At 69.4% G+C, this 21,614-nt stretch carries 20 protein-coding genes; 12 read left to right on the top strand and 8 right to left on the bottom strand.

Translation table 11 applies throughout. The features are described 5' to 3' along the window. Positions 1-102 precede the first annotated feature (102 nt). Entirely contained in the window at positions 103-681 is a 579-nt protein-coding gene (locus FHX60_RS02755) for a P-loop nucleotide/nucleoside kinase family protein (protein WP_183282494.1), read from the top strand. 19 nt (positions 682-700) lie between these two features. On the opposite strand, the gene tcdA is transcribed toward FHX60_RS02755, so the two are convergent. After that, positions 701-1,570 (bottom strand): tRNA cyclic N6-threonylcarbamoyladenosine(37) synthase TcdA, encoded by an 870-nt coding sequence (tcdA, locus tag FHX60_RS02750; RefSeq protein ID WP_183282493.1) that lies wholly within the window; start codon positions 1,568-1,570, stop codon positions 701-703. 209 nt (positions 1,571-1,779) lie between these two features. Here tcdA and FHX60_RS02745 point away from each other — a divergent pair, with 209 nt between their 5' ends. The 5 genes from FHX60_RS02745 to FHX60_RS02725 all read left to right on the top strand — a co-directional run bounded on the left by FHX60_RS02745 (position 1,780) and on the right by FHX60_RS02725 (position 9,050). Continuing rightward, positions 1,780-4,170 carry an AsmA family protein gene (locus tag FHX60_RS02745; protein ID WP_112774491.1) on the top strand — a complete coding sequence of 797 codons (2,391 nt, stop codon included), beginning with the start codon at positions 1,780-1,782 and terminating at the stop codon, positions 4,168-4,170. 312 nt (positions 4,171-4,482) lie between these two features. Beyond that, a complete protein-coding gene (locus tag FHX60_RS02740; RefSeq protein ID WP_112774490.1) occupies positions 4,483-5,694 on the top strand; it encodes an MFS transporter in 1,212 nt (403 codons plus the stop codon). A gap of 140 nt (positions 5,695-5,834) precedes the next feature. Further along, positions 5,835-6,473 (top strand): pyridoxamine 5'-phosphate oxidase, encoded by a 639-nt coding sequence (gene pdxH / locus FHX60_RS02735; RefSeq protein ID WP_092306955.1) that lies wholly within the window; start codon positions 5,835-5,837, stop codon positions 6,471-6,473. Between the two features lie 240 nt (positions 6,474-6,713). Beyond that, a complete protein-coding gene (locus FHX60_RS02730; protein ID WP_183282492.1) occupies positions 6,714-7,955 on the top strand; it encodes a class I SAM-dependent methyltransferase in 1,242 nt (413 codons plus the stop codon). A gap of 15 nt (positions 7,956-7,970) precedes the next feature. Further along, complete coding sequence (locus FHX60_RS02725; protein ID WP_183282491.1) at positions 7,971-9,050, top strand: DUF72 domain-containing protein; 1,080 nt, start codon at positions 7,971-7,973, stop codon at positions 9,048-9,050. Between the two features lie 26 nt (positions 9,051-9,076). On the opposite strand, the gene msrA is transcribed toward FHX60_RS02725, so the two are convergent. The 5 genes from msrA to FHX60_RS02700 form a co-directional block, all read right to left on the bottom strand. Then, positions 9,077-9,619 carry a peptide-methionine (S)-S-oxide reductase MsrA gene (msrA, locus tag FHX60_RS02720; protein WP_092306951.1) on the bottom strand — a complete coding sequence of 181 codons (543 nt, stop codon included), beginning with the start codon at positions 9,617-9,619 and terminating at the stop codon, positions 9,077-9,079. A gap of 77 nt (positions 9,620-9,696) precedes the next feature. After that, entirely contained in the window at positions 9,697-11,226 is a 1,530-nt protein-coding gene (locus FHX60_RS02715) for a class I adenylate-forming enzyme family protein (RefSeq protein ID WP_183282490.1), read from the bottom strand. Then, positions 11,223-12,476, bottom strand: a complete 1,254-nt coding sequence (locus FHX60_RS02710; RefSeq protein ID WP_112774486.1) for an acyl-CoA dehydrogenase family protein — start codon at positions 12,474-12,476, stop codon at positions 11,223-11,225. Before FHX60_RS02710 ends, FHX60_RS02715 begins: the two co-directional genes overlap by 4 nt. Positions 12,477-12,572: 96 nt before the next feature. Then, the gene (locus FHX60_RS02705; protein WP_183282489.1) at positions 12,573-13,394 is read right to left on the bottom strand and encodes an alpha/beta fold hydrolase; all 822 of its coding nucleotides are present in this window, start codon (positions 13,392-13,394) and stop codon (positions 12,573-12,575) included. Further along, entirely contained in the window at positions 13,391-14,461 is a 1,071-nt protein-coding gene (locus FHX60_RS02700; RefSeq protein ID WP_183282488.1) for a 2,5-dihydroxypyridine 5,6-dioxygenase NicX family protein, read from the bottom strand. The genes FHX60_RS02705 and FHX60_RS02700 overlap by 4 nt, the downstream gene beginning before the upstream one ends. 181 nt (positions 14,462-14,642) lie before the next feature. On the opposite strand from FHX60_RS02700, the gene FHX60_RS02695 reads away from it, so the two are divergent. Continuing rightward, a complete protein-coding gene (locus FHX60_RS02695) occupies positions 14,643-15,203 on the top strand; it encodes a flavin reductase family protein (RefSeq protein WP_092306943.1) in 561 nt (186 codons plus the stop codon). 17 nt (positions 15,204-15,220) lie between these two features. After that, the gene (locus tag FHX60_RS02690) at positions 15,221-15,679 is read left to right on the top strand and encodes a MarR family winged helix-turn-helix transcriptional regulator (protein WP_116600657.1); all 459 of its coding nucleotides are present in this window, start codon (positions 15,221-15,223) and stop codon (positions 15,677-15,679) included. On the opposite strand, the gene FHX60_RS02685 is transcribed toward FHX60_RS02690, so the two are convergent. Next, positions 15,676-16,158 (bottom strand): Lrp/AsnC family transcriptional regulator, encoded by a 483-nt coding sequence (locus FHX60_RS02685; protein ID WP_112774482.1) that lies wholly within the window; start codon positions 16,156-16,158, stop codon positions 15,676-15,678. The genes FHX60_RS02690 and FHX60_RS02685 overlap by 4 nt on opposite strands. A 157-nt stretch (positions 16,159-16,315) precedes the next feature. Here FHX60_RS02685 and kynB point away from each other — a divergent pair, with 157 nt between their 5' ends. From kynB to kynA, 3 genes are read left to right on the top strand one after another with little or no spacing between them, the layout of a single operon-like run. Further along, positions 16,316-16,966 (top strand): arylformamidase, encoded by a 651-nt coding sequence (gene kynB, locus FHX60_RS02680; protein WP_092306938.1) that lies wholly within the window; start codon positions 16,316-16,318, stop codon positions 16,964-16,966. 35 nt (positions 16,967-17,001) lie between these two features. Next, positions 17,002-18,258: a kynureninase gene (gene kynU, locus FHX60_RS02675; protein WP_112774481.1), complete on the top strand. Its 1,257-nt coding sequence runs from the start codon at positions 17,002-17,004 to the stop codon at positions 18,256-18,258. Positions 18,259-18,271: 13 nt separating this feature from the next. Then, positions 18,272-19,150, top strand: coding sequence for a tryptophan 2,3-dioxygenase (gene kynA, locus FHX60_RS02670; RefSeq protein ID WP_112774480.1), 879 nt, complete (start codon positions 18,272-18,274; stop codon positions 19,148-19,150). A 49-nt stretch (positions 19,151-19,199) separates the two neighbouring features. Here the strand turns inward: kynA and FHX60_RS02665 are convergent, their stop codons facing one another. After that, a complete protein-coding gene (locus FHX60_RS02665) occupies positions 19,200-20,018 on the bottom strand; it encodes an IclR family transcriptional regulator (RefSeq protein ID WP_181486974.1) in 819 nt (272 codons plus the stop codon). Between the two features lie 283 nt (positions 20,019-20,301). On the opposite strand from FHX60_RS02665, the gene FHX60_RS02660 reads away from it, so the two are divergent. Continuing rightward, complete coding sequence (locus FHX60_RS02660) at positions 20,302-21,495, top strand: acyl-CoA dehydrogenase (protein WP_112774479.1); 1,194 nt, start codon at positions 20,302-20,304, stop codon at positions 21,493-21,495. The last annotated feature ends 119 nt before the right edge of the window (positions 21,496-21,614 follow it).

The following is a 21,614-nucleotide window of genomic DNA, read 5'->3' as shown; positions in this document are numbered from 1 at the left end:
GCAAGGATACCGAATCGGCGCGACCCGGGCCTGATCTGGCGCAAGCGAGCGGGTATGCTGTGGGCAATGCGGCCGGTCCGTCACCCCTATCGTCTTTCGCTCATGCCACGACTGATTTTCTTCTGCGGCCATGCCGGCACCGGCAAGACCACCCTCGCCCACCGCCTGATCGGCCCGCTGATGCAGGCCACCGGCGAGCCGTTCTGCCTGCTCGACAAGGACACGCTGTACGGCCGCTACAGCGCCGCGGCGATGGCCGCGATCACCGGCGACCCCAACGACCGCGACAGCCCGGCCTACCTGGAGCATCTGCGCGACCCCGAATACCAGGGCCTGCTCGACACCGCGCGCGAGAACCTGGCGCTGGGCATCAGCGCGATCGTGATCGGCCCGCTGTCGCGCGAGGTCCGCGCCCACCTGCTGAACGACCCGGACTGGCTGCACGTGCCCGCCGGCACCACGGTGCGCACGGTCTGGGTCCACCTGCCCGAGGACGAGGCCCAAGCGCGCATCGTCCGGCGCGGCAACCCCAACGACGCCTACAAGCTGGCGCACTGGGACGCGTACCGGACCCGGCGCTTCATGCCGGCGCCCGCCGACTATCCGGAACTGATCTTTTTCGACAACCAGGCACCGGGACCGGCCGACATCGACGCGCTGCTGCGCGCGCTGAGCGCCTGAACGGCGCGGCGCAGGCGTCTCAGCCGCGCGCGATCGCGCCGATCACCGCCGACGCCGCGACAAAGCCGAACACCGCCGTCACCGCCACCGACGAGCCAAAGCCGGCGCAGGCCAGCCCTTGCGGCCCGCGCGCGGCGGCCTGGCCGGACGGCACCTCCAGCGGCGGTGCCTCGTCGATCTCGCAGGCCTGCTGCTCGGGCTCGGGATATTGCAGCGGCTCGTCCGAATAGACCGCCGCGATGCCGAACTTCTTTTTCGGGTCGCGGGTAAAGCCCCACTGCTTGCGCAGGCTGGCGCGCACCTTGGACAGCAGCGGATCCTGGATCGTGCGCGCAAGGTCGTCGATGCGCACGCGCGTGGGATCGAGCTGGCCGCCAGCGCCGCCGCAGGTAATCAACGGCACGCCCTGGCGCCTGGCCCAGCCCAGCATGGCGGTCTTCACGCGCACTGCATCGATGGCGTCGATCACGTAGTCATAGCCGGCGCCGAGCAGGTCCGGCACGTTGTCGGCGGTGACAAAGTCGTCGACCTGGGTCACGCGGCAACGCGGGTTGATGGCAACGATGCGCTCGGCCATGGCCTCGACCTTGGCACGCCCGTAGGCGTCGCCCAGCGCATGGATCTGGCGGTTGGTGTTGGACAGCGCGATATGGTCCAAATCGATCAGCGTGATGCGGCCCACCGCGTTGCGCGCCAGCGCCTCGGCCGCCCAGCTGCCGACCCCGCCGATGCCGACCACGCACACGCTCGCCGCCTCCAGCCGGGCCAGCCCGGCGGCGCCGTAAAGCCGCGCCACGCCGCCGAAGCGTCGATGGTAGTCGTCGTCGGCCGGGCTTTCGTGGGTCAGCGGCTCGGGCAGGCCAGCGAGCTCGTGTGCTGCATCGTTCATACGGGAAGGAGCGGATCTCGGGACGCGGGCCGCGCCGGGCACGGCGATACCGGAACAAAAAATCCGGCATTTTCCGGCGGCGATGTCAGCCAGTCCCCGACAAGGACGGGAAGCGCGCAACTATACAATAGACCTGCAGTGGTCCGTTCGCCGCGCCGCCCCGCGCGGGTTCCGCGGGCCCTCGCCCCCGCCAGCCAGGAGCCCGCCTCATGCCCGTGCGCCGCAAGGTCGTTCTGTGGAGTGTCCTGACACCGGTCGCGCTGATCGCGCTGCTGGTGGTCGTGATCCTGACCTTCGACTGGAACCGGATCAAGCCCTGGCTCAACGACCGGGTCTCCGAAGCCATCGGCCGCCCCTTTGCCATCAATGGCGACCTGACCGTGACCTGGCGCCGCGGCGAGGGCGAGAAAGGCTGGCGCACGCTGGTGCCGTGGCCGCGGCTGTCGGCGCGCGACATCACCGTCGGCAACCCGGACTGGGCCGCGCAGCCCAATATGGCGACCGTGCGCGAGCTGATCTTCGTGCTGCGCCCGCTGCCGCTGCTGGCCAACGAGATCGCGGTGCCGACCATCGTCATCGACAGCCCCGCCGTATGGCTGGAGCGCCTGCCCGACAGCCGCAACAACTGGACCTTCGATACCGGCCCGAAAAAGGGCACCTCGAAATGGCAGCTGGATGTCGGCGAGGTAGTGCTGGCGCGCGGCAACCTGGCGCTGACCGACCAGCTCAAGAAGATCTCGCTGCAGGCGGAACTCGACACCATCGGCAACGCACCGCTCTATGACAAGGCGCGCGACGGCGCGCTGGTCGAGCCGCAGGCCTCGGCCGTGCCGCCCGGACCACCGGGCAGCGCCGCGCAGGCGGCCTCAGCGCCGCGCGCCGGCGGACCGGCCTCCGCCGCGCCCGCCAATGGCAGCGACGGCCGCTATGGCGTGCGCTGGAAAGCGACCGGGCGCTACAACGAGGCCACCATCAACGCCAGCGGCAAGGCCGGCACGGTGCTGAGCCTGCGCAATACCGACGTGCCGTTCCCGATCCAGGCGGATGTGCGCGTGGGCACCACGCGCGCCCAGATCGAAGGCACGGTCACCAATCCGGCGCACCTGGCGGCGCTGGACGTGCACCTGACCCTGGCCGGCGACAGCATGGCGAAGCTCTACGCGCTGACCGGCGTGGTGCTGCCGTCGACGCCGCCGTACCAGACCCGTGGCCGGCTGATGGCGACGCTGCGCAAGGAGGGCTCGATCTACGAGTACCAGAAGTTCACCGGCCGCGTCGGCGGCAGCGACCTGTCCGGCACGCTCACCTTCACCAAGCGCGATCCGCGCCCGCTGCTGGCCGGCAACCTGGTTTCGAACCAGCTGCGCTTCGTCGACCTGGCCCCGCTGATCGGTGCCGACGCCAAGCCCGGCCGCCCGGCCAAGGACAGCCCGGTGGCCCAGCCGGCGGACAAGGCGCTGCCGGTGGCGCCGTTCCGCACCGAGCGCTGGGACGAGATCGACGCCGACGTGCACTTCACCGGCAAGCGCATCATCCGCGATGTCGAGCTGCCGATCACCGACCTGGTCACGCACCTGAAGCTGCAAGACGGCGTGCTGCTGCTGGACCCGCTCAACTTTGGCGTGGCGGGCGGCAACCTGGTGTCGACGGTGCGGCTCGACGGCAAGCGCGAGCCCATGGGCGCAATGGTCGACCTGAAGGCGCGGCGCATGAAGCTCAAGCAGCTGTTCCCGACCATCGACCTGATGCGCGCCAGCATCGGCGAACTCAACGGCAGCGCCAAGCTGTCGGCCACCGGCAATTCCGTGGCGGCGTTGCTGGGCTCGTCCAACGGCGAGGCGCGGCTGCTGGTCGAGAACGGCACGGTCAGCAAGTTCCTGCTCGAGGCGATCGGCCTGAATGTCGGCAGCCTGGTGGTGTCGAAGCTGTTCGGCGACAAGCCGGTCCAGATCAACTGCGGCGTCAGCGACTTCGCCATGACCGACGGGGTGGCGCGCGCGCGCACCTTCGTGCTCGACACCCAGGACGCGGTGATCGAGACCACCGGCGGCATCGACCTGCGCAGCGAGCGGCTGGCGCTGACCATCCACCCCGACTCGAAGGGCCTGCGCATCTTCTCGCTGCGCTCGCCGCTGTATGTCGGCGGCACCATGAAGAACCCGCGCGTCAGCCCCGATATCGGCGTGCTGGCACTGCGCGCCGGCGGCGCGCTCTCGCTGGCGCTGCTGGCGCCGGTCGCCACCGCGGTGCTGCCGCTGCTCGACCTTTCGCCTGGGGGCGACGACACGCAGTGCGCCAGGCTGCTGGCCGAACTGCGCAAGCGCCCCACCGCGCCACCGCCCGGCAAGACCTACAAGGACCCGAAGGCCGCGGCGGCGCCCGCCGACGCCACCGGCGCGACGGACACAGGCCGGCCCGGCGCGGATGCCACGGCCACGCGCCCCGGCCAGCCCGCGGCCGAAGCCCGTGCCGGAAAGGCCCCCGCTGCCAGCCGGAACGAGCCGTCCCGTCCCGCCGTCCAGCGCCCGCCGCAGCGCCCGGCCAACGAGCGCGCGCCGCAGCGCCCCAGCAACGACGGGTCGTTCTACCAGGGCGGATAGACCCACACGCCACCCGGGGCCCGCGCCGTTTAAACAAAATCGCAACACTTGGCGCCGCTGCGGCAAGTTGACGCACCTTGTCGTTGTGCCGCGCCGCGCTCAGGCGCATAATTAAACGGCCATTTACAAGAAGCTTAAGCATGGCAAGCATTGGCTGCGACGCGGGCCCGCCCGTGTGGCATCCTTGAGAAGGCGCGGCTGCGGCCGCCTTTGTTTTTGCTGCCTGTTTTGCGGCCCTTTTTCCTGATTTGCCCCGTCTGGTACGGCTCCCCGCCGGCATCAGGCGCGGTCCACCACGCTCCGCCCCGCCCCATGACGCTGACGCATGCCGCCGTCCCGCCGATCACCTGGCTGATCGCACTGACGGTGTGCAACCACGTGGCCTTCAATGCCAGCCGCGTGGTGGTGTCGCTGTTCGCGATTTCCCTCAAGGCCTCCACCGTCACGCTGGGCGTGCTGATGTCGCTGTACGCGCTGCTGCCGATGCTGCTGGCGATCCGCGCCGGCAAGCGCATCGACCAGATCGGCCCGCGCAAGCCGATGATGGCGGGCTCGCTGATGGTGGTGGCCGGCACGCTGCTGCCGGCGCTGTGGCACGAGCTGGACGCGCTGTACCTGTCGTGCGCGCTGATCGGGGTCGGCTTCATGCTGGTCCAGGTGGCGATGCAGCTGCTGATCGGGCAGGTCTCGACCGATGCCACCCGGCTGCGCAACTACACCTGGCATGCGCTGGGGCTGTCGGTGTCCGGCACGCTCGGGCCGGTGGCAATGGGCTACGTGATCGAGCATGCGGGCTTCCGCCCCGCCTTCGCGGTGCTGGTGGCGGTGGCGCTGGCCGGCCAGGCCGGGCTGCAATGGGTGCGTCCGCGGCTGCCCGCGCGCGGCGGCAACGCCGGGCGCATCGCCATCGAGGACGGTACCCGGCACTCCACGCTCGACCTGCTGCAGCATCCCGAACTGCGCGCGGTCTTCGTCGCCAGCGCGGTGCTGTCGGCCGCGTGGGACCTGCACGCGTTCCTGATCCCGATCCAGGGCTCGCGCATCGGGCTGTCGCCGTCGTCGATCGGCTGGGTGCTGGGCGCTTTCGCCTTCGCCACCTTTGCCATCCGGGTGGCGATGCCGGCGGTGTCGCGCCGGCTGTCGGAATGGAAGATCATCCGCGCCGCCCTGCTGGTGGGTGCGCTGGCCTACCTGGCCTATCCCTTCGCCGCGCACTTCTGGCTGATGTGCGCACTGGCCTTCGTGCTGGGCCTGGCGCTGGGCAGCGCCCAGCCCAATGTCATGAACATCCTGCACACCGCGTCGCCGCACGGCCGCGCGGGCGAGGCGCTGGGCCTGCGCTCGGCGGTGCTCAACACCAGCCAGGTGGTATGGCCGCTTACCTTCGGCGTGGTCGGCACGGCGCTGGGCATGCTGCCGATCTTCCTGTCAATGGCGGGCGCGATGGGCGCGGCCGGCTACTATTCGCGGCGCCAGGGGCGCAAGGCGCTGGCGCCGCCGGCGCAACCGACTGCCGGCGGGTGACGCACCGGCAACCGCTGGCCGGGCTTGTCGCCACGCAAATGCGGCCCCCGATGCATTCGCTATACTCGAATCAACCGGACCCGCGCCCCCCGCCCCCCGGGCGCACCGCGCCTCCGGACCGACTCCCTGATGATTGCGACATGACCCAACTTGCCGACCTGCGCCGCACCTATGTGCTGGGCGCGTTGTCCGAATCCGACGTGGCCCCCGACCCCATGAGCCAGTTCAAGCGCTGGTTCGACGAGGCCGTCACAGCCAAGCTGCCTGAACCCAACGCCATGACCCTGGCCACGGTCGACGCCGACGGCCAGCCCTCGGCGCGCATCGTGCTGCTCAAGGGCATCGACGACCGCGGCTTCACCTTCTTCACCAACTATGAAAGCCGCAAGGGTCTGGACCTGGCGGCAAACCCGCGCGCAGCGCTGCTGTTCCACTGGGTCCAGCTGGAGCGCCAGGTGCGCGTCGAAGGCCGCGTCGAGAAGGTTTCCGAGGACGAAAGCGACGCCTATTTCGCTACGCGTCCGCTGGGCTCGCGCGTGGGCGCCTGGGCTTCCGCGCAGAGCCGGGAGGTACCCGGCCGCGACGTGCTGGAGCAGCGCGAGCAGGAATACCGCAGCAAGTTCGGCGAGAACCCGCCGCGCCCGCCCTACTGGGGCGGCTACCGCCTGGTGCCGACCGCGCTGGAATTCTGGCAGGGGCGGCCATCGCGCCTGCATGACCGCATCGCCTACCGGGTCCAGCCGGGCACCGGCTGGCAGATCGTGCGACTGTCGCCCTGAGCCGGGCCGCGGACGCCGCGCGCGTCCGCGCTGATGCGTCTACGCCTCTCCCGGGACGACGGCAGGGTCTTCCGGCGGTGCGCTGCACGGGCTGCGGAATTGGACTAAAGTGAGACAGGCGTCGCTTGGCTACTCTTTTCTTGCAGCGCTCGCGACGGATCGGGCAAGGTTTGCGCGCAGTTTTTCCTTGCCGGATGCGTCCGCCGAAGCGTGTGCCGCAACCATCGGGAGGTGAAGCGCATGTTTTTCAAGCAAACCCTGGAAAAGCAACTCGACAACTGGATCGCCGACCTGCGCGAGAACGCCAATCTTCCGGTCAGCCTGCGGCTGTGGAATGGCGCCGAATACCCGCTCGGGCAATTCGACAAGCCGGTGGTGACGCTGACCGTGCGCGAAGCCGCAGCCCTGCCGCTGCTGCTGACCCCCAGCCTGGACAACCTGGGCGAGGCGTACGTCCAGGGCAAGATCGATTTCGACGGCCGGCTGGCGGACATCATCAAGGTGGGCTACGGCTTCTCGGCCGCGGCCACGCGGCGCGCCGGCGGGGCGCTGTACAAGGTGGCGCAGCACTTCTCGCATACCAAGCAGCAAGACAGAGAGTCGATCCAGTACCACTACGACGTCTCCAACGACTTCTACCAGCTCTGGCTCGACCCCAACATGGTCTATTCCTGCGCCTACTTCGAACACGGCGACGAAGACCTGGGCACCGCGCAGATCAAGAAGATCGACCACATCCTGACCAAGATCCGGCTGGAGCCGGGCCAGACGCTGCTGGATATCGGCTGCGGCTGGGGCGCGCTGGTGCTGCGCGCGGCGCAGAAGTTCGGCGCGCGCTGCGTGGGTATCACGCTGTCGCAGAACCAGTTCGACCTGGCCACCGAGCGCGTCAAGGCCGCGGGCCTGTCCGACCGCATCGAGATCCGGCTGCAAGACTACCGCGACACCACCGGCACCTTCGACCGCATCACCAGCGTCGGCATGTTCGAGCATGTGGGCAAGGACAACCTGCCCGGCTACTTTGGCCGCATCCGCGAGCTGCTGGCCGACGACGGCTTCGCCATGAACCACGGCATCACCTCGCCCGACCCCGACAATGGCGCCACGCCGATGGACGGCGCCGAGTTCATGGACCGCTACGTATTCCCGCAGGGCGAACTGCCGCATATCGGGCTGGTGCTGCGCACGCTGCAGCAAGGCGGCCTGGAAGCCTTCGACGTCGAGCTGCTGCGCCGGCACTACGCGCGCACGCTGCACCACTGGGCCGACAACTTCGAGGCGCGCGGCGATACCATTCGCAGCATGGTGGGCGAGAAGAAATACCGCATCTGGCGCGTCTACCTGGCCGGCTGCGCGCACGCCTTCGAAACCGAGAAGATGTCGATCTACCAGGTGGTGTGCCACAAGGCAGGGCTGCACGCCGACTCGCTGCCGTGGTCGCGCCGCTATATCTATGACCAGCCCATCGGCGGCAACGACTGAAGGCAACCGAGACGATTGACTGAAGACCTCTTTGGCGGGCTGCCCCTGCCCGCCCCCGCAGCCCCTCCCGGGCAGCCCGCGGCGCCAGCCGGCGTGGCCGCCCGACCCGACTCCCCGGGCAAACCGGCGCGCGGCAAGAGCGTGCAGCCGTTTCCGGCCGCGCCGGCACTGGCGGCGCTGGCCGCGCGGCTGCCGCCGCACCTGTATTTCGGCACCTCTTCCTGGGCCTATCCCGGCTGGAATGGGCTGGTCTACGACGGCGAGTACAGCGACAGCCTGCTGTCGCGCAAAGGCCTTGCCGCCTATTCGCGCCACCCGCTGCTGCGCGCGGCCGGCATCGACCGCGGCTTCTACGGGCCGATCCCGCTGGCCGATTACCTGTCGTACGCGGCGCAGGTGCCGGAGGGCTTCCGCTTCCTGGTCAAGGCCCCGGCCAGCGTCTGCGACGCGTGGCTGCGCGGCCCGGACGGTGCCGGCCGGCTGGCCAACGCCGCCTTCCTGGATGCGGAGATCGCGGCGCGCGACTTCATCGTGCCGGCCACCAGCGGCCTGGGCCACAAGTGCGGGCCGTTGCTGTTCCAGCTGTCGCCGATGGGGCCGCTGGCCGACAGTGCGGTATTCCTGGAGCGGCTAGACGCCTTCCTCGGCGCGCTGCCGGCGCTGGATCCGGCACTGACGCCGCACGCCGCCTATGCCGTCGAGCTGCGCGACCCGGCCCTGCTGACGCCGCGCTATATCCGCCTGCTGCGCCGCCACGGCGTGCGCTTCTGCCTGTCGGCGCGCGACCGGCTGCCGCCGGTGCCGCGCCAGGCCGCGGCGCAGGCGCTGATGGACGAGGCCGCGGCGGGCCCGCTGGTACTGCGCTGGATGCTGCATGCCGGCCGCCCCTACGCCTACGCGGAGAAACGCTACGCGCCGTTCGACCGCATCGTCGACGACGATCGCGGCACCCGCCACGAGATTGCCGACGTGGTGGCGCACACGCTGCGCGCGGGGCAGCCCGCCATCGTCATCGTCAGCAACAACGCCGAAGGCTGCGCCCCGCTGAGCTGCGCGCGGCTGGCCGAGGCCATCGTGGCGCGGCTGGAGCGCTGACCGCGCCGGCGTGCCGGCTCCGCGCCTTACTTGCGCAGCTTCGCGCCGAACTGCTTGCGGAACTTGGCCAGCTTGGGCGAAATCACGAACGCGCAGTAGCCCTGGCTGGGATGGTCCTGGTAGTAGTTCTGGTGGCCGGCCTCGGCGCGCCAGTACGGCTGTTCGGGCTCGACCTGCGTCACGATTGGCGCATCGAACACCTTGGCGGCAGCCAGCTCTTCCATCACGGATTCGGCCGTTGCGCGCTGCGCCTCCGAGTGCGTGAAGATGGCCGAGCGGTATTGCGGCCCCACGTCGTTGCCCTGCCGGTCCGGCGTGGTCGGGTCGTGGATGGCGAAGAAGATCTCGAGGATCTCGCGGTAGCTGATCACCGACGGATCGAAGCTGACGCGCACCACTTCGACGTGGCCGGTATCGCCTTCGCAGACCTGCTGGTAGGTCGGGCGGTCGACATGTCCGCCGGTGTAGCCGGACTCGACCGCGACTACGCCTTCGACCTGCTGGTAGACCGCTTCCAGGCACCAGAAGCATCCGCCGCCCAGTGTGGCGGTTTCCAATCCGTGTTCCATTTGCGCTGCTCCCTTGCGTAGTCGTCTGTCTTGCCAGGCCTCAAGCATAAGCGCAGATCGGCGCGCTTGCAGCGGATTCAGCCGGGCCCGCGCCGTGCCTCCAGCAGCGCGCGCAATTGCGGCTTGAGCACCTTGCCCAGCGCGCTGCGCGGCAGGTCCTCCATCAGCACTACCTCGCGCGGCAGCTTGAAGCGGGCGATGCGCGCGGCCAGCAGCTCGCGCAGCGGTCCGGCCGCCAGCGCGCCGCGCGGCGCGCCCGGCGCCGGCACGATCACCGCCACCGGCACTTCGCCCCAGCGCGCATCGGCCACGCCGACCACCGCGCATTCCTGCACGCCGGGCAGGCCGACCAGCACGTTTTCGATCTCGGCAGGATAGATGTTCTCGCCGCCCGAGATGATCATGTCCTTGCTGCGGCCCACCACCTCGATGCAGCCCTCGGCATCGCGGTGCGCGAGGTCGCCGGAACGGAACCAGCCGCCCGGCAGCCCGCTGTCGGGCTGGTTCCAGTAGCCCGCCATGACATTGGCCCCACGCACCCACAGCTCGCCGACCGCGCCCGGCGCCACCTCGTCGCCGTCGGTGCCGGCCAGCCGCACTTCGGCCTCGGGCTGCGGCCAGCCGGCGTAGCCGGGGCGCGCCATGGCCTGTTCCAGCTTCAGCACCACCGATACCGGCCCGGTCTCGGTGGCGCCATAGACCTGTCCCAGCGGCACGCCGCGCGCGTGGAACGCGTCGATATACGAGCGCGGAATGGTCGAAGATCCCGCCATCACCCCGCGCAACGCCGCCAGGTCGGCTTCGGGCCAGCCCGGATGCTCCAGCACCGCGCGCAGCGTGGCCGGCACCATCAGCGACAGGCTCGGCCGCGCCGCGGCCACCGCGTCCAGCCACGCCTGCGGCGCAAAGCGGTCATGCAGCGTGACGCGCGCGCCGGCCAGCAGCGCCGGCAGCGTCTGGATGCACAGCCCGCCGACATGGAACAGCGGCAGCACCGACAGCACGTGATCGTCCGCGCTCATGCCATGCGCCCACCAGCTGGCGCGCGCATTGGCCAGCAAGCCGGCCTGGCTATGCACCGCGCCCTTGGGCTTGCCGGTGGTGCCGGAGGTATAGGCGAGCAGCAGCGGCGCGTGGTCCGGCACCGCGGCATGGATCACGCCGGACGGCGCCGGATGGTCGACCAGCCGGTCGATGGGCACCAGCCGGCAATCGCCGCCGGCCTCGCGCGCCAGCGCTTCATGGGCCGCATCATGGAACAACACGGCCAGCTGCGCGTGGGCCGCGATCGCTCGCAGCTCGGCGGGCGCCAGCCGGTAGTTCAGCGGCGCGAACATGGCCCCGACGCGGGCGCAGGCGAACAGCAGCACCAGCTGCAGCTCGTGGTTCAGGCACAGCGTGCCGACGCGGTCGCCGGCGCATATACCCCAGGTTGCGGCCAGGTGGGCGCTGGCGCGCTCCACGCGCCGCCACAGCTTGCCGTAGGTGAAGGTGCGGCCCAGGTAGTGCAACGCCGGCCGGCCCGGCGCCACCTCGGCATGGCCATGCAGCATGGCCGGCAGCGCGCCCAGCCCGGCGGCACCGGCGCGGATGGCCCGGGCGCTCATTCGTCGCGCTCGCCGGATTCGTACAGGGTCTCGCGGCCCATGCGGTCGAGGATCAGCTCGGCGGTCCACGGCAGCATCAGCGCGCCGCAGCGCGAATCGCGGTAGAGCCGCTCCAGCGGCAGGTCCTTGAGCATCGACTGGCCGCCGCAGGTGCGGATCGCCAGCCGGGCGATGTCGTTGGCGCCTTCCATCACCGTGTAGTGCGCGGCGTACAGGCGCAGGCGCTCGTCCTTCGACGGGTTGGGCTTGGCTTCGTGGATCGCGCGCCAGAAGATCGAGCGCATGGTCTCCAGCTGGATGCGCATCTGCGCCACCGCGATCTGCTTGGTGGGGTACATGCGGCGCTTGACCGGAGGCTGCCCCGGCACCTCGCCGCGCAGGTATTGCACGGTGAAGTCATACGCCGCCTGCGCGACGCCGAGGTAGGTCGGCGACAGCGTGAAGAACATCGCCGGCCAGGTCTGCGCGGCGCGGTGGTAGACCCCGCGCGGCATCAGCTGCTCGTGGTCAGGCACGAACACGTCCTTGAGCAGCAGCGTGCGCGACACCGTGCCGCGCATGCCCATCGGGTCCCAGTCGCCGGTCACGGTGAGCCCGTCCGCCTGTCCGGGCACGGCGATGTAAAGCGTGTCGCGCATGTCCGGATGCTGGTCGCCGCGGTCCTCGGTACACAGGATGCCGTAGTAGTCGGCCGCGCCCGACAGCGAGGCGAAGATCTTGCGCCCGTTCAGCACCCAGCCGCCGTCGACCTTGCGCGCGGTGGTTCCGAACGGCGCCTTGCCGGCGGCGGCGGCCGAGCCTTCGGAGAACGGCTGCGCGTAGACCGCGCCGTCGCGCACCACCCGCGCGAAATGCAGTTCGCGGCGGGCCTGGTGTTCGTCGCGCTGTGCCGGCGTCATGTCGATGCCATCGGACAGCACGCCGGTCCACATGGTCGAGCAGATATGCATGTTGTACGTAAGCGCGGTGGCGCCGCAGAAGCGGCCGATCTCGGCGCCGACCATGCAGTAGGTGGCAAAGTCGGCGCCCGCGCCGCCAAACGCCCGCGGCACGCACAAGGCCAGCAGGCCGGCCTCGCGCAGGTCGTCATAGTTGGCGAAGGGAAAGCTGGCCTCGCGGTCCCAGGTGGCGGCGCGCGGAGCGAAGCGCTCGCGGCCCAGGCGGTTGACCAGCGTCAGCCATTGCGCCTGTTCCGCAGAGAAGTCCGCCGTACCGACGGCGGGAATGAAGTCGAGCTGGCCGGATGGCATGTCGCGTCTCCTGTTTTGCCTGCTCGCGCCGGTGGATGGAAAGGGGGCGGCGCGGCGGCGGTTTCTTCTATGGGCGTTGCCGGAAGGCGGCGCGCTTCAGTGCAAGGGAAAGCGCCGCCGCAGGAAGTCCAGCACCGCGTCGTTGAACAGCCGGGGGCGCTCCATGCAGGCCAGGTGGCCCACGTCGGGCAGGCAGCGGTACTCGGCGCCGGCAATGCGCTGCGCCATGCGCTGCATCACCTCGGGCGCGGCGTTGGTATCGTGCTGGCCGGCCAGCGCCAGCACCGGCACCGCGATGCGGGCCAGCGCGTCGCGCTGGTTGAAGCGCACCAGCGCACCCAGCGCGGCGCGGTAGGTGGGCGCCGGCACCGCCGCCATCACCGCGGTGGCGAAGGAGACGGCCTGCGCGTCGGCATCGGGGGCGACCATGGTGCGCACCAGCCCGGCCGCCATCTGCGCCATGGTCTTGCCGGCATCCAGCGGCGCGGTGCGCGCGGCGATGAACTCGCGCTGCCACGGGCCATCGCCCTTGCCGAAGGCGGGCGAGGTGCCGGACAGCACCATGCCGTCGACCAGCGCCGGCGTGGCCGCGCAAGCCTGCTGCGCCACCATGCCGCCCATGCTGTGGCCCAGCAGCACCACGCGCCGGCCGGCGTCGCGTTCGAACAGCATCACGGGCGTCAGCGCCCGCGCCAGTCCGTCGAAGTCGTAGGGGTCGATCAGGGCACTGTCGCCGTAGCCGGGCATGTCCCACGCCAGGGCGCGGTAACCGGCCTGCGCCAGGGTCTCGCCCTGCGCCGGCCAGGCGGCCTTGCCGCCGCCAATGCCATGCAGCATCACCACCGCTACCGGCCCGTCGCCCCAGGCCAGCGTGGCAATGCCGTTGGCGTGGCGCTGCGTGGTCGCGGCGGCGCTCATGCGGCGTCCTCCACCAGCGTGCCGGCCTCGACCTCGTTGCGGCCGTCGAGCGAAACCGTGCAGTTTCGCAGCGGCAGGTCGAAGTGGCCCAGCGTATGCCGCCCGGCGATCTCGTTGGCGCCGGTCGAGAACAGGAAGTTGCCGGCGAACGCGCGCAGCTCGGTGCCGTTGCAATCGCGCTTGTCGTAGAACGTCATCGCGTCCCAGCGCGCCATCCGGTTCAGGCCCCAGCCCACATGCGAGACCGCGTAGGCGTCGCGCGTGCCTTCGCGGTCGGCCCAGGCCTGGTAGTAGCCGCGCATCATGTCGGCGTCGACACCCTGCCCCTCGACCGCGACGATATAGTCGTCCTCGATATGGCACACCACGGTGTCGCGCAGATAGGTCTTGAAGGTCAGGTTGACGTCGCCCGGCGCCAGCACCAGCGTGCCGTTGACCTGGCGCCCGGCCGGAAACGCCAGGCACAGCCCGCCGGGCCAGTGCGAAACCTGGCCGGGCTTGTTGCAGAAGCCCCAGACGCCGCCCACGCGCGCCTCGGCAAGGCCGATGCGCAGCTCGGTGCCGGCGGCCGAATGCACGCGCATCTCGCGCGCGCCGCGCAGGCGCTTCATGGCCGCGCGCACGGTGGTCTCCAGCGACGGATCGGGCTGGCAGCGCTCCAGGATCTCGGGATGCTCGTTGCTGACCATCAGCATGCGCGGCACCACGCCGTCGGCGCCGCGCAGGATCTGCGGCAGCTCAGGGGCGTGCAGCAAGCCTTCGACGGTGCAGTCGAGCACCAGCTGGCAGCGCGACAATGCCGCCAGCACCGGGGCCAGATGCTGCAAGGCATCGCTGGCACCGGTTGAGCGCACCGGCGCCGGGGCCGCAAGCGCCGGGGTCGGCACCTGAATGCGCACCGGGGTGGCGCCAAGCGACTGCACGGCCAGCTCGGCCAAGGCCACGTTGACAGGGCGGGATTGGGACTCCGTTACAATTCCCACGACATCCCCGTGCCGCAGGGCACAGAGTTCCAGCGTGCGGCGGAACGCCGCCAGCCAGCGGTGTTCGATCTGCTCGATGAGCATGCGCTTGTCTCCTGCTGCTTGTTGTTGGCTTGTTGTTCGCTTCTTGTTCGCCTCTTGTTCAATAGGGCGGGCCGCCGGGGCTTTTTTGTGCACCGGCCAGCGCCTGCGGCGCCGGACTTGAACTCGCCGCCCCTGGCGCGAATAATATATATGAAATTTCATGAACTCCAGTGGAGCCCCCATGGGCATGCCTGAGGCCCAGCCACGGATCGCCAACGTAGCCGCCGCCCCCGACTTCGATGCGATGCACTTCCGCCGCACCCTGTCGCAGTTCGCGACCGGCGTCACGGTGATTACCACGCGCGCCAGCAACGAATCGGTTGCGGCCGGCGCGCCGCCGTTCATCGGCATCACCGCCAGCTCGTTCAACTCGGTGTCGCTGGAGCCGCCGCTGGTGCTGTGGAGCATGGCCACGCGTGCCAACAGCCTGCCGATGTTCCGCGATGGCACCCACTACATCATCAACGTGCTGTCGGCCTCGCAGCTCGACCTGTGCCAGCGCTTCGCCACGCTCAAGGGTGACCGCTTCGCCGGCGTCGACTACCGGCTCTCGGCCACCGGCCTGCCGATCCTGTCGAATGCGCTGGCCTGGTTCGAATGCCACAACCGCAGCCGCTACGACGAGGGCGACCACGTCATCTTTGTCGGTGAAGTGGAGCGCTGCGGCGTGCTCGATGGCAAGGATGGCCCGCTGATATTCCAGGGCGGCCAGTTCACCACCACCGCCCCGCTCGATCTCTGAACAGCCCCTGCCCCATCATGGCGGACCTGCCGGCAGTCCCTTCGTCCCAGCCCTTTGTCGACGGCTACCTGGCCTACCTGCTGGCGCGCGCCAGCCATCTGATCTCGGGCGAGTTCCATCGCGAGGTCGAGGCCAGCGGCCTGTCCGTGCAGGAATGGCGCGTGCTGGCCACGCTCGCGGACCGTCCCGACTGCACCGTCGGCGCGCTGGCGGAAATCACGCTGACCAAGCAGCCCACGCTGACCAAGCTGGTCGACCGCATGGCGCACGACGGCCTGGTCCTGCGCCGCGCCGGCAAGACCGACCGCCGCCAGGCGCTGGTCTCGATCACGCCGCGCGGCCTGGCGCTAGTGCAGCCGCTGCTCGAGCGCGCCGCGCAGCACGAGCGCGCGGTGCTGGATGACTTCGGTGTCCGCCAGGGCGCGCAGCTGAAGGAAACCCTGCGGCAGCTGATCGCGCTGCACACGCAGCGCTAGGCTTCAGCGGCCGACTTCAGGATCGCCAGCGGCGAGCTGTCTACCTTGATCCGCTGCAGCACGATATTCGAGCGGATATCCATCACGCCCGGAGTACGGTACAGCCGGTTGACGATGAAATCCGAATAGTGCTTCAGGTTGCGCGCCTGCACGCGCAGGATGTAGTTGCTGTCGCCTGTGATGATGTAAGCCGACAGCACTTCCGGCCACGATTGCACCGCGGCGATAAAAGTGTCGTGCCAGCCCTCCGCGTCATGGCGCATCGACACCTGCACGATCGCCTCCAGCTCCAGCCCCAGTTGCTCGGCATCGAACCAGGCGCGATAGCCGCCGATCACCCCTGACTCTTCCAGCAGCCGGACCCGGCGCAGGCACGCCGACGGCGACAGCGCCACGCGGTCGGCCAGGTCCTGGTTGCTGATGCGGCCGTTCTCCTGTAGGCAAGTCAGGATGCGCAGATCGGTGGGATCGAGGTTCATTCGAATTTCCTTCGATTAATCGGCAATTTTTCGCATTCTATGCGAAACACAGGCCGGATGACGGGCCATTTAGCAAGCCTCTTGTCGCCGATTTTGACTATGATTCCCGACATCGAGGCACACAGAAACGGCGCCCACGGACGGCGCCGCGCAACCCATGACCGCCCCCAATCCCGACCCGCGCCGGCTGTGGGACATCAGCCCGCCGCTGTCGCCCGCCACGCCGGTGTGGCCTGGCGATACACCGTTCCAGCAGCAGCCGGCCTGGCAGATCGACGCGCATTGCCCGGTCAATGTCGGCCGCATCACGCTTTCGCCGCACACCGGCGCGCATGCGGACGCGCCGCTGCACTACGCCGCCGACGGCGCGCCGATCGGCGCCGTGCCGCTGGCGCCCTACCTGGGCCCGTGCCGCGTGATCCACTGCATCGGCGCCGCGCCGCTGGTACAGCCGCACCATGTCGAGCACGCGCTCGAGGCGCTGCCGCCGCGGGTGCTGCTGCGTACCTACCGCCAGGCGCCGCTGGCACAGTGGGATCCCGGCTTTTGCGCGGTGTCGCCCGACACCATCGCGCTGCTGGCCGCGCACGGCGTGCAGCTGGTCGGCATCGACACGCCCTCGCTCGATCCGCAGGATTCCAAGACCATGGACGCGCACAACGCCGTGCGCCGCCATGGCCTGGCGATCCTGGAAGGCATCGTGCTGGACCAGGTCGATGCCGGCGACTATGAACTGATCGCGCTGCCGCTGCGCTTTGCCGGGCTGGATGCCAGCCCGGTGCGCGCGGTGCTGCGCAGCCTCGACTGAACCTTTCCCGAACCCGCCTGGCCTTTCTGCACGACATGACGACCATTGACCGCGAGCACTGTATCCGGCTCGACCAGCAAGACCCGCTGCGCCCGCTGCGCGACCAGTTCGCGCTGCCCCAGGGCGTGATCTACCTCGACGGCAATTCGCTCGGCGCCCGCCCGCGCGCCGCCGCCGCGCGCGCCGCCCAGGTGGTGGCCGAGGAATGGGGCGACGGCCTGATCCGCAGCTGGAATACCGCCGGCTGGTTCGACCTGCCGCAGCGCCTGGGCAACAAGCTGGCGCCGCTGGTGGGCGCGGGCCACGATGAAGTGGTGGTCACCGATACCACCTCGATCAACCTGTTCAAGGTGCTGGCCGCGGCGCTGCGTGTGCAGCAGACGCGCGACCCGGCGCGCAAGGTGATCGTCTCCGAGGCCAGCAACTTTCCCACTGACCTGTATATCGCGCAGGGCCTGGCCGACCTGCTGCAGCAGGGCTACTCGCTGCGGCTGGTGAACTCGCCGGCCGAGATCGACGCCGCCGTCGGCGCCGATACCGCGGTGTTGATGCTGACCCACGTCAACTACAAGACCGGAGAGATGCTCGACATGGGCGCGCTGACCGAGCTGGCCCATGCCCGCGGCGCGCTGACGGTGTGGGACCTGTGCCATTCGGCCGGCGCCGTGCCGGTCGACCTGAAGGCGGCCGGGGCCGACTACGCCATCGGCTGCACCTACAAGTACCTGAACGGCGGCCCGGGTTCGCCCGCCTTCGTCTGGGTCGCGCCGGCGCTGCGCGATGCCTTCTGGCAGCCGCTGTCGGGCTGGTGGGGCCACGCCGCTCCTTTTGCGATGGATCCGCAGTACCGCCCGGTCGAGGGCGTGCGCCGCTTCCTGTGCGGCACGCAGCCGGTCACGTCGCTGGCGCTGGTCGAATGCGGCCTGGACATCTTCGCGCAGACCGACATGCAGGCGCTGCGCGCCAAGTCGCTGCAGCTGACCGACCTGTTCATCGCGCTGGTGGAAGCCCGCTGCGGCCATCACCCGCTGACGCTGGTGACGCCGCGCGAGCACGCACGCCGCGGCAGCCAGGTCAGCCTGGAGCATCCGGAGGGCTATGCCCTGGTGCAGGCCCTGATCGAGCGCGGCGTGATCGGCGACTACCGCGAGCCGCGCATCGCCCGCTTCGGCTTCACCCCGCTCTACACCAGCTTCGCCGAGGTGTGGGATGCTGTGGAAATCCTGCGCGACGTGCTGGACAGCGGCGCCTATCGCGACGCGCGCTTCCAGACGCGCGGCCAGGTAACCTGACCGGGAGCGCATCATGAGCGAATTCAAGGGATGCCCCTTCTCCGGCGCGGCGCCGGCAGCCACGCCGCAGGGCGACGACTGGCACGGCGCGCAGATGGATTTCGCCAGGGACATGAGCTATGGCGACTACCTCGGCCTGGACCAGATCCTGAGCGCGCAGCATCCGCTGTCGCCGGACCACAACGAAATGCTGTTTATCGTGCAGCACCAGACCACCGAGCTGTGGATGAAGCTGATGCTGCACGAGCTGCGCGCCGCGCGCGAGTCGGTCAAGGGCGACAGCCTGCCGCCGGCGTTCAAGATGCTGACGCGCGTGTCGCGCATCATGGACCAGCTGGTGCAGGCCTGGAACGTGCTGGCCACCATGACCCCGCCGGAATACTCGGCGATGCGGCCCTACCTGGGCATGTCGTCGGGCTTCCAGTCGTACCAGTACCGCGAGATCGAGTTCATCCTGGGCAACAAGAACGCCGCCATGCTCAGGCCGCATGCGCATCGGCCGGAACACCTGGCGCTGGTCGAGGCCGCGCTGAAGACGCCGTCGCTGTACGACGAGGCGATCCGGCTGATGGCGCGGCGCGGCTTTGCCATCGACGCCGATTGCGTCGAGCGCGACTGGACCCAGCCGACCGCGTACAACGCGTCGGTCGAGGCGGCGTGGCTCGAGGTCTATCGCAACCCCGGCGCGCATTGGGAACTCTATGAACTGGGCGAGAAGTTCGTCGACCTGGAAGACGCGTTCCGGCAATGGCGCTTCCGCCACGTGACCACGGTCGAGCGGGTGATCGGCTTCAAGCGCGGCACCGGCGGCACCGAAGGCGTCAGCTACCTGCGCAAGATGCTGGACGTGGTGCTGTTTCCGGAATTGTGGAAGCTGCGGACCGACCTTTGATCCACCCTGTCCCTGTGCGCAGGGACCGCGGTACGGCCGGCGGGCTGCCTCAGCCCGCCGGCTCGGACAATCTTGCCGCCAGCGTCTGCAGCGCCGGCGCCAGCGTCTGGTGGAACACGGCCTCGTCCACCGCCCCGTAGGAAGCACTGCAGCTCAGCATGTGCAGCTCTTTCTCCCCCACCGGCCGGAACGCCACCGCACAGGCATGGATGGCCGGATGCCAGTCGCGGAACGACGCGGCATAGCCGCGCTGCTGCGCCTCGGCCAGCGCGGCGCGGGTGGCGGCCTCCTGCTGCTTCCATTGCTCCGGGAAAGCCTGGCTGAACTCGGCCATCACGCGCTCGCGGCGCGGCGCCGGCAAGGCGGCCAGGTAGGCCCGCCCCATCGAACTCGACACCAGCGACAGCCGCGAGCCGACGCCAAGCCCGAGCATCACGCCGGCATCGTTACGGATCGACTCCAGGTAGATCACCTCCATACGCTCGCGCTTGCCGAGCGACACCGAGACCCCGTACGACTGCGCGAACGCCAGCATGTGCGGGCGCGCCAGCGACACCACGTCCGACGCCGACAGGTAGGCGTAGCCCAGCGCCAGCACCCCGGCATCGAGCGCGTACTTGCCCAGGCTCTCGTCATAGCGCAGGTAGCCAAGCTGCACCAGCGTGCCGGCCAGCCGGCTTACCGTGGCCTTGGGAAAGCCGGTGCGGCGCACGAACTCCTGGTTGCCCAGCATCGCCTCGCCGGTGCGGAAGCAGCGCAGCAGCTCCAGGCCGCGCGCCAGCGCGGTGACGAAATTCGGGTCGCTGTCGCGCACCGGTGCCGCGGCAGGTTCCTGGGAAAGTGACGGATCGGGGTTCAGGTTGGCCAAGGTTCGCGGCTCCAGTCGGGGCTTGTCCGTTCATCGCACAAAGGCGCGGAGGTTCAGGGTTTTGCCTGTTGCGTGGCAAGACCATTGCGATATACTAATTCAACGGAACACAGTTCCGCAATGCGGAACTACCAGGATCCCGAAAAAATCCTCCGCACGATCGTCAAACCGATCGCCGATCGATCACCGAACCCGTTACGAACGACGAAATCCGCCGGCGCGGACCCGCGGCATACCTGCCGCCCGCCCGGCGCTTCCCCCTGCGCTACCGAAGGAGACCTGCATGGCTGCCAACGCCGAATTCCACTGGGCCGACCCCCTGCTGCTGGACCAGCAACTGAGCGCCGACGAGCGCATGGTGCGCGACGCCGCCGCGGCGTACTGCCAGGACAAGCTGATGCCGCGCGTGCTGCAGTCGTTCCGCAACGAGAAGACTGACATCGAGATCTTCCGCGAGATGGGCGAACTCGGCCTGCTCGGCCCGACCATCCCCGAACAATACGGCGGCCCGGGCCTGAACTACGTCAGCTACGGCCTGATCGCGCGTGAAGTCGAGCGCGTCGATTCCGGCTACCGCTCGATGATGAGCGTGCAGTCGTCGCTGGTGATGGTTCCCATCTACGAATTCGGCACCGAGGCGCAGAAGCAGAAGTACCTGCCCAAGCTGGCCACCGGCGAGTGGATCGGCTGCTTCGGCCTGACCGAGCCGAACCACGGCTCCGACCCGGGCTCGATGGTCACCCGCGCGAAGAAGGTCGACGGCGGCTACGAGCTGACCGGCGCCAAGATGTGGATCACCAACTCGCCGATCGCCGACGTGTTCGTGGTCTGGGCCAAGCTGCAGGGAGAAGACGGCAAGGAAGATATCCGCGGCTTCATCCTGGAAAAGGGCTGGAAGGGCCTGAGCGCCCCCGCCATCCACGGCAAGGTCGGCCTGCGCACCTCGATTACCGGCGAGATCGTGCTCGACCAGGTGTTCGTGCCGGAAGAGAACATCATGCCGGGCGTGAAGGGCCTGAAGGGTCCGTTCACCTGCCTGAACTCGGCCCGCTACGGCATCGCCTGGGGCGCGCTGGGCGCCGCCGAATTCTGCTGGCACACCGCGCGCCAGTACACGCTGGACCGCAAGCAGTTCGGCCGCCCGCTGGCCGCGACCCAGCTAGTGCAGAAGAAGCTGGCCGACATGCAGACCGAGATCACGCTGGGCCTGCAGGGCTGCCTGCGCCTGGGCCGCATGAAAGACGAAGGCACCGCCGCGGTCGAGATCACCTCGATCATGAAGCGCAACTCGTGCGGCAAGTCGCTCGACATCGCCCGCGTGGCGCGCGACATGCTGGGCGGCAACGGCATCTCGGACGAGTTCGGCGTGATCCGCCACGTGGTCAACCTGGAGGTGGTCAACACCTACGAAGGCACGCACGACATCCACGCGCTGATCCTGGGCCGCGCCCAGACCGGCCTGCAAGCCTTCTTCTGATGGCAGCATAAAAAAGCCCGGCGATGAAGCCGGGCCAAGCACACTACCAAGGAGACGACGAGGCTGCCCCCGTCGATACAACACCTGCCTTGCACACGGCCCCGCCCTGGCGGGGCCGT

Origin of the sequence: Cupriavidus alkaliphilus (genome assembly GCF_014191175.1) — a bacterium.
GTDB classification, from domain to species: Bacteria; Pseudomonadota; Gammaproteobacteria; order Burkholderiales; family Burkholderiaceae; genus Cupriavidus; species Cupriavidus alkaliphilus.
Note: the sequence above shows the minus strand (reverse complement) of the source record. Positions and strands in the feature narration are given on the sequence as shown.

Excerpts from the sequence above, each read along its gene's own strand:
- kynB (WP_092306938.1), top strand. The coding sequence starts at position 16,316 with ATGACCGCCCCCAATCCCGACCCGCGCCGGCTGTGGGACATCAGCCCG.
- FHX60_RS02755 (WP_183282494.1), top strand. The coding sequence starts at position 103 with ATGCCACGACTGATTTTCTTCTGCGGCCATGCCGGCACCGGCAAGACC.
- kynA (WP_112774480.1), top strand. The coding sequence starts at position 18,272 with ATGAGCGAATTCAAGGGATGCCCCTTCTCCGGCGCGGCGCCGGCAGCC.
- tcdA (WP_183282493.1), bottom strand. The coding sequence starts at position 1,570 with ATGAACGATGCAGCACACGAGCTCGCTGGCCTGCCCGAGCCGCTGACC.
- FHX60_RS02730 (WP_183282492.1), top strand. The coding sequence starts at position 6,714 with ATGTTTTTCAAGCAAACCCTGGAAAAGCAACTCGACAACTGGATCGCC.
- FHX60_RS02745 (WP_112774491.1), top strand. The coding sequence starts at position 1,780 with ATGCCCGTGCGCCGCAAGGTCGTTCTGTGGAGTGTCCTGACACCGGTC.
- FHX60_RS02715 (WP_183282490.1), bottom strand. The coding sequence starts at position 11,226 with ATGAGCGCCCGGGCCATCCGCGCCGGTGCCGCCGGGCTGGGCGCGCTG.
- pdxH (WP_092306955.1), top strand. The coding sequence starts at position 5,835 with ATGACCCAACTTGCCGACCTGCGCCGCACCTATGTGCTGGGCGCGTTG.
- msrA (WP_092306951.1), bottom strand. The coding sequence starts at position 9,619 with ATGGAACACGGATTGGAAACCGCCACACTGGGCGGCGGATGCTTCTGG.
- FHX60_RS02710 (WP_112774486.1), bottom strand. The coding sequence starts at position 12,476 with ATGCCATCCGGCCAGCTCGACTTCATTCCCGCCGTCGGTACGGCGGAC.
- FHX60_RS02695 (WP_092306943.1), top strand. The coding sequence starts at position 14,643 with ATGGGCATGCCTGAGGCCCAGCCACGGATCGCCAACGTAGCCGCCGCC.
- FHX60_RS02705 (WP_183282489.1), bottom strand. The coding sequence starts at position 13,394 with ATGAGCGCCGCCGCGACCACGCAGCGCCACGCCAACGGCATTGCCACG.
- FHX60_RS02740 (WP_112774490.1), top strand. The coding sequence starts at position 4,483 with ATGACGCTGACGCATGCCGCCGTCCCGCCGATCACCTGGCTGATCGCA.
- FHX60_RS02700 (WP_183282488.1), bottom strand. The coding sequence starts at position 14,461 with ATGCTCATCGAGCAGATCGAACACCGCTGGCTGGCGGCGTTCCGCCGC.
- FHX60_RS02660 (WP_112774479.1), top strand. The coding sequence starts at position 20,302 with ATGGCTGCCAACGCCGAATTCCACTGGGCCGACCCCCTGCTGCTGGAC.
- FHX60_RS02690 (WP_116600657.1), top strand. The coding sequence starts at position 15,221 with ATGGCGGACCTGCCGGCAGTCCCTTCGTCCCAGCCCTTTGTCGACGGC.
- kynU (WP_112774481.1), top strand. The coding sequence starts at position 17,002 with ATGACGACCATTGACCGCGAGCACTGTATCCGGCTCGACCAGCAAGAC.
- FHX60_RS02685 (WP_112774482.1), bottom strand. The coding sequence starts at position 16,158 with ATGAACCTCGATCCCACCGATCTGCGCATCCTGACTTGCCTACAGGAG.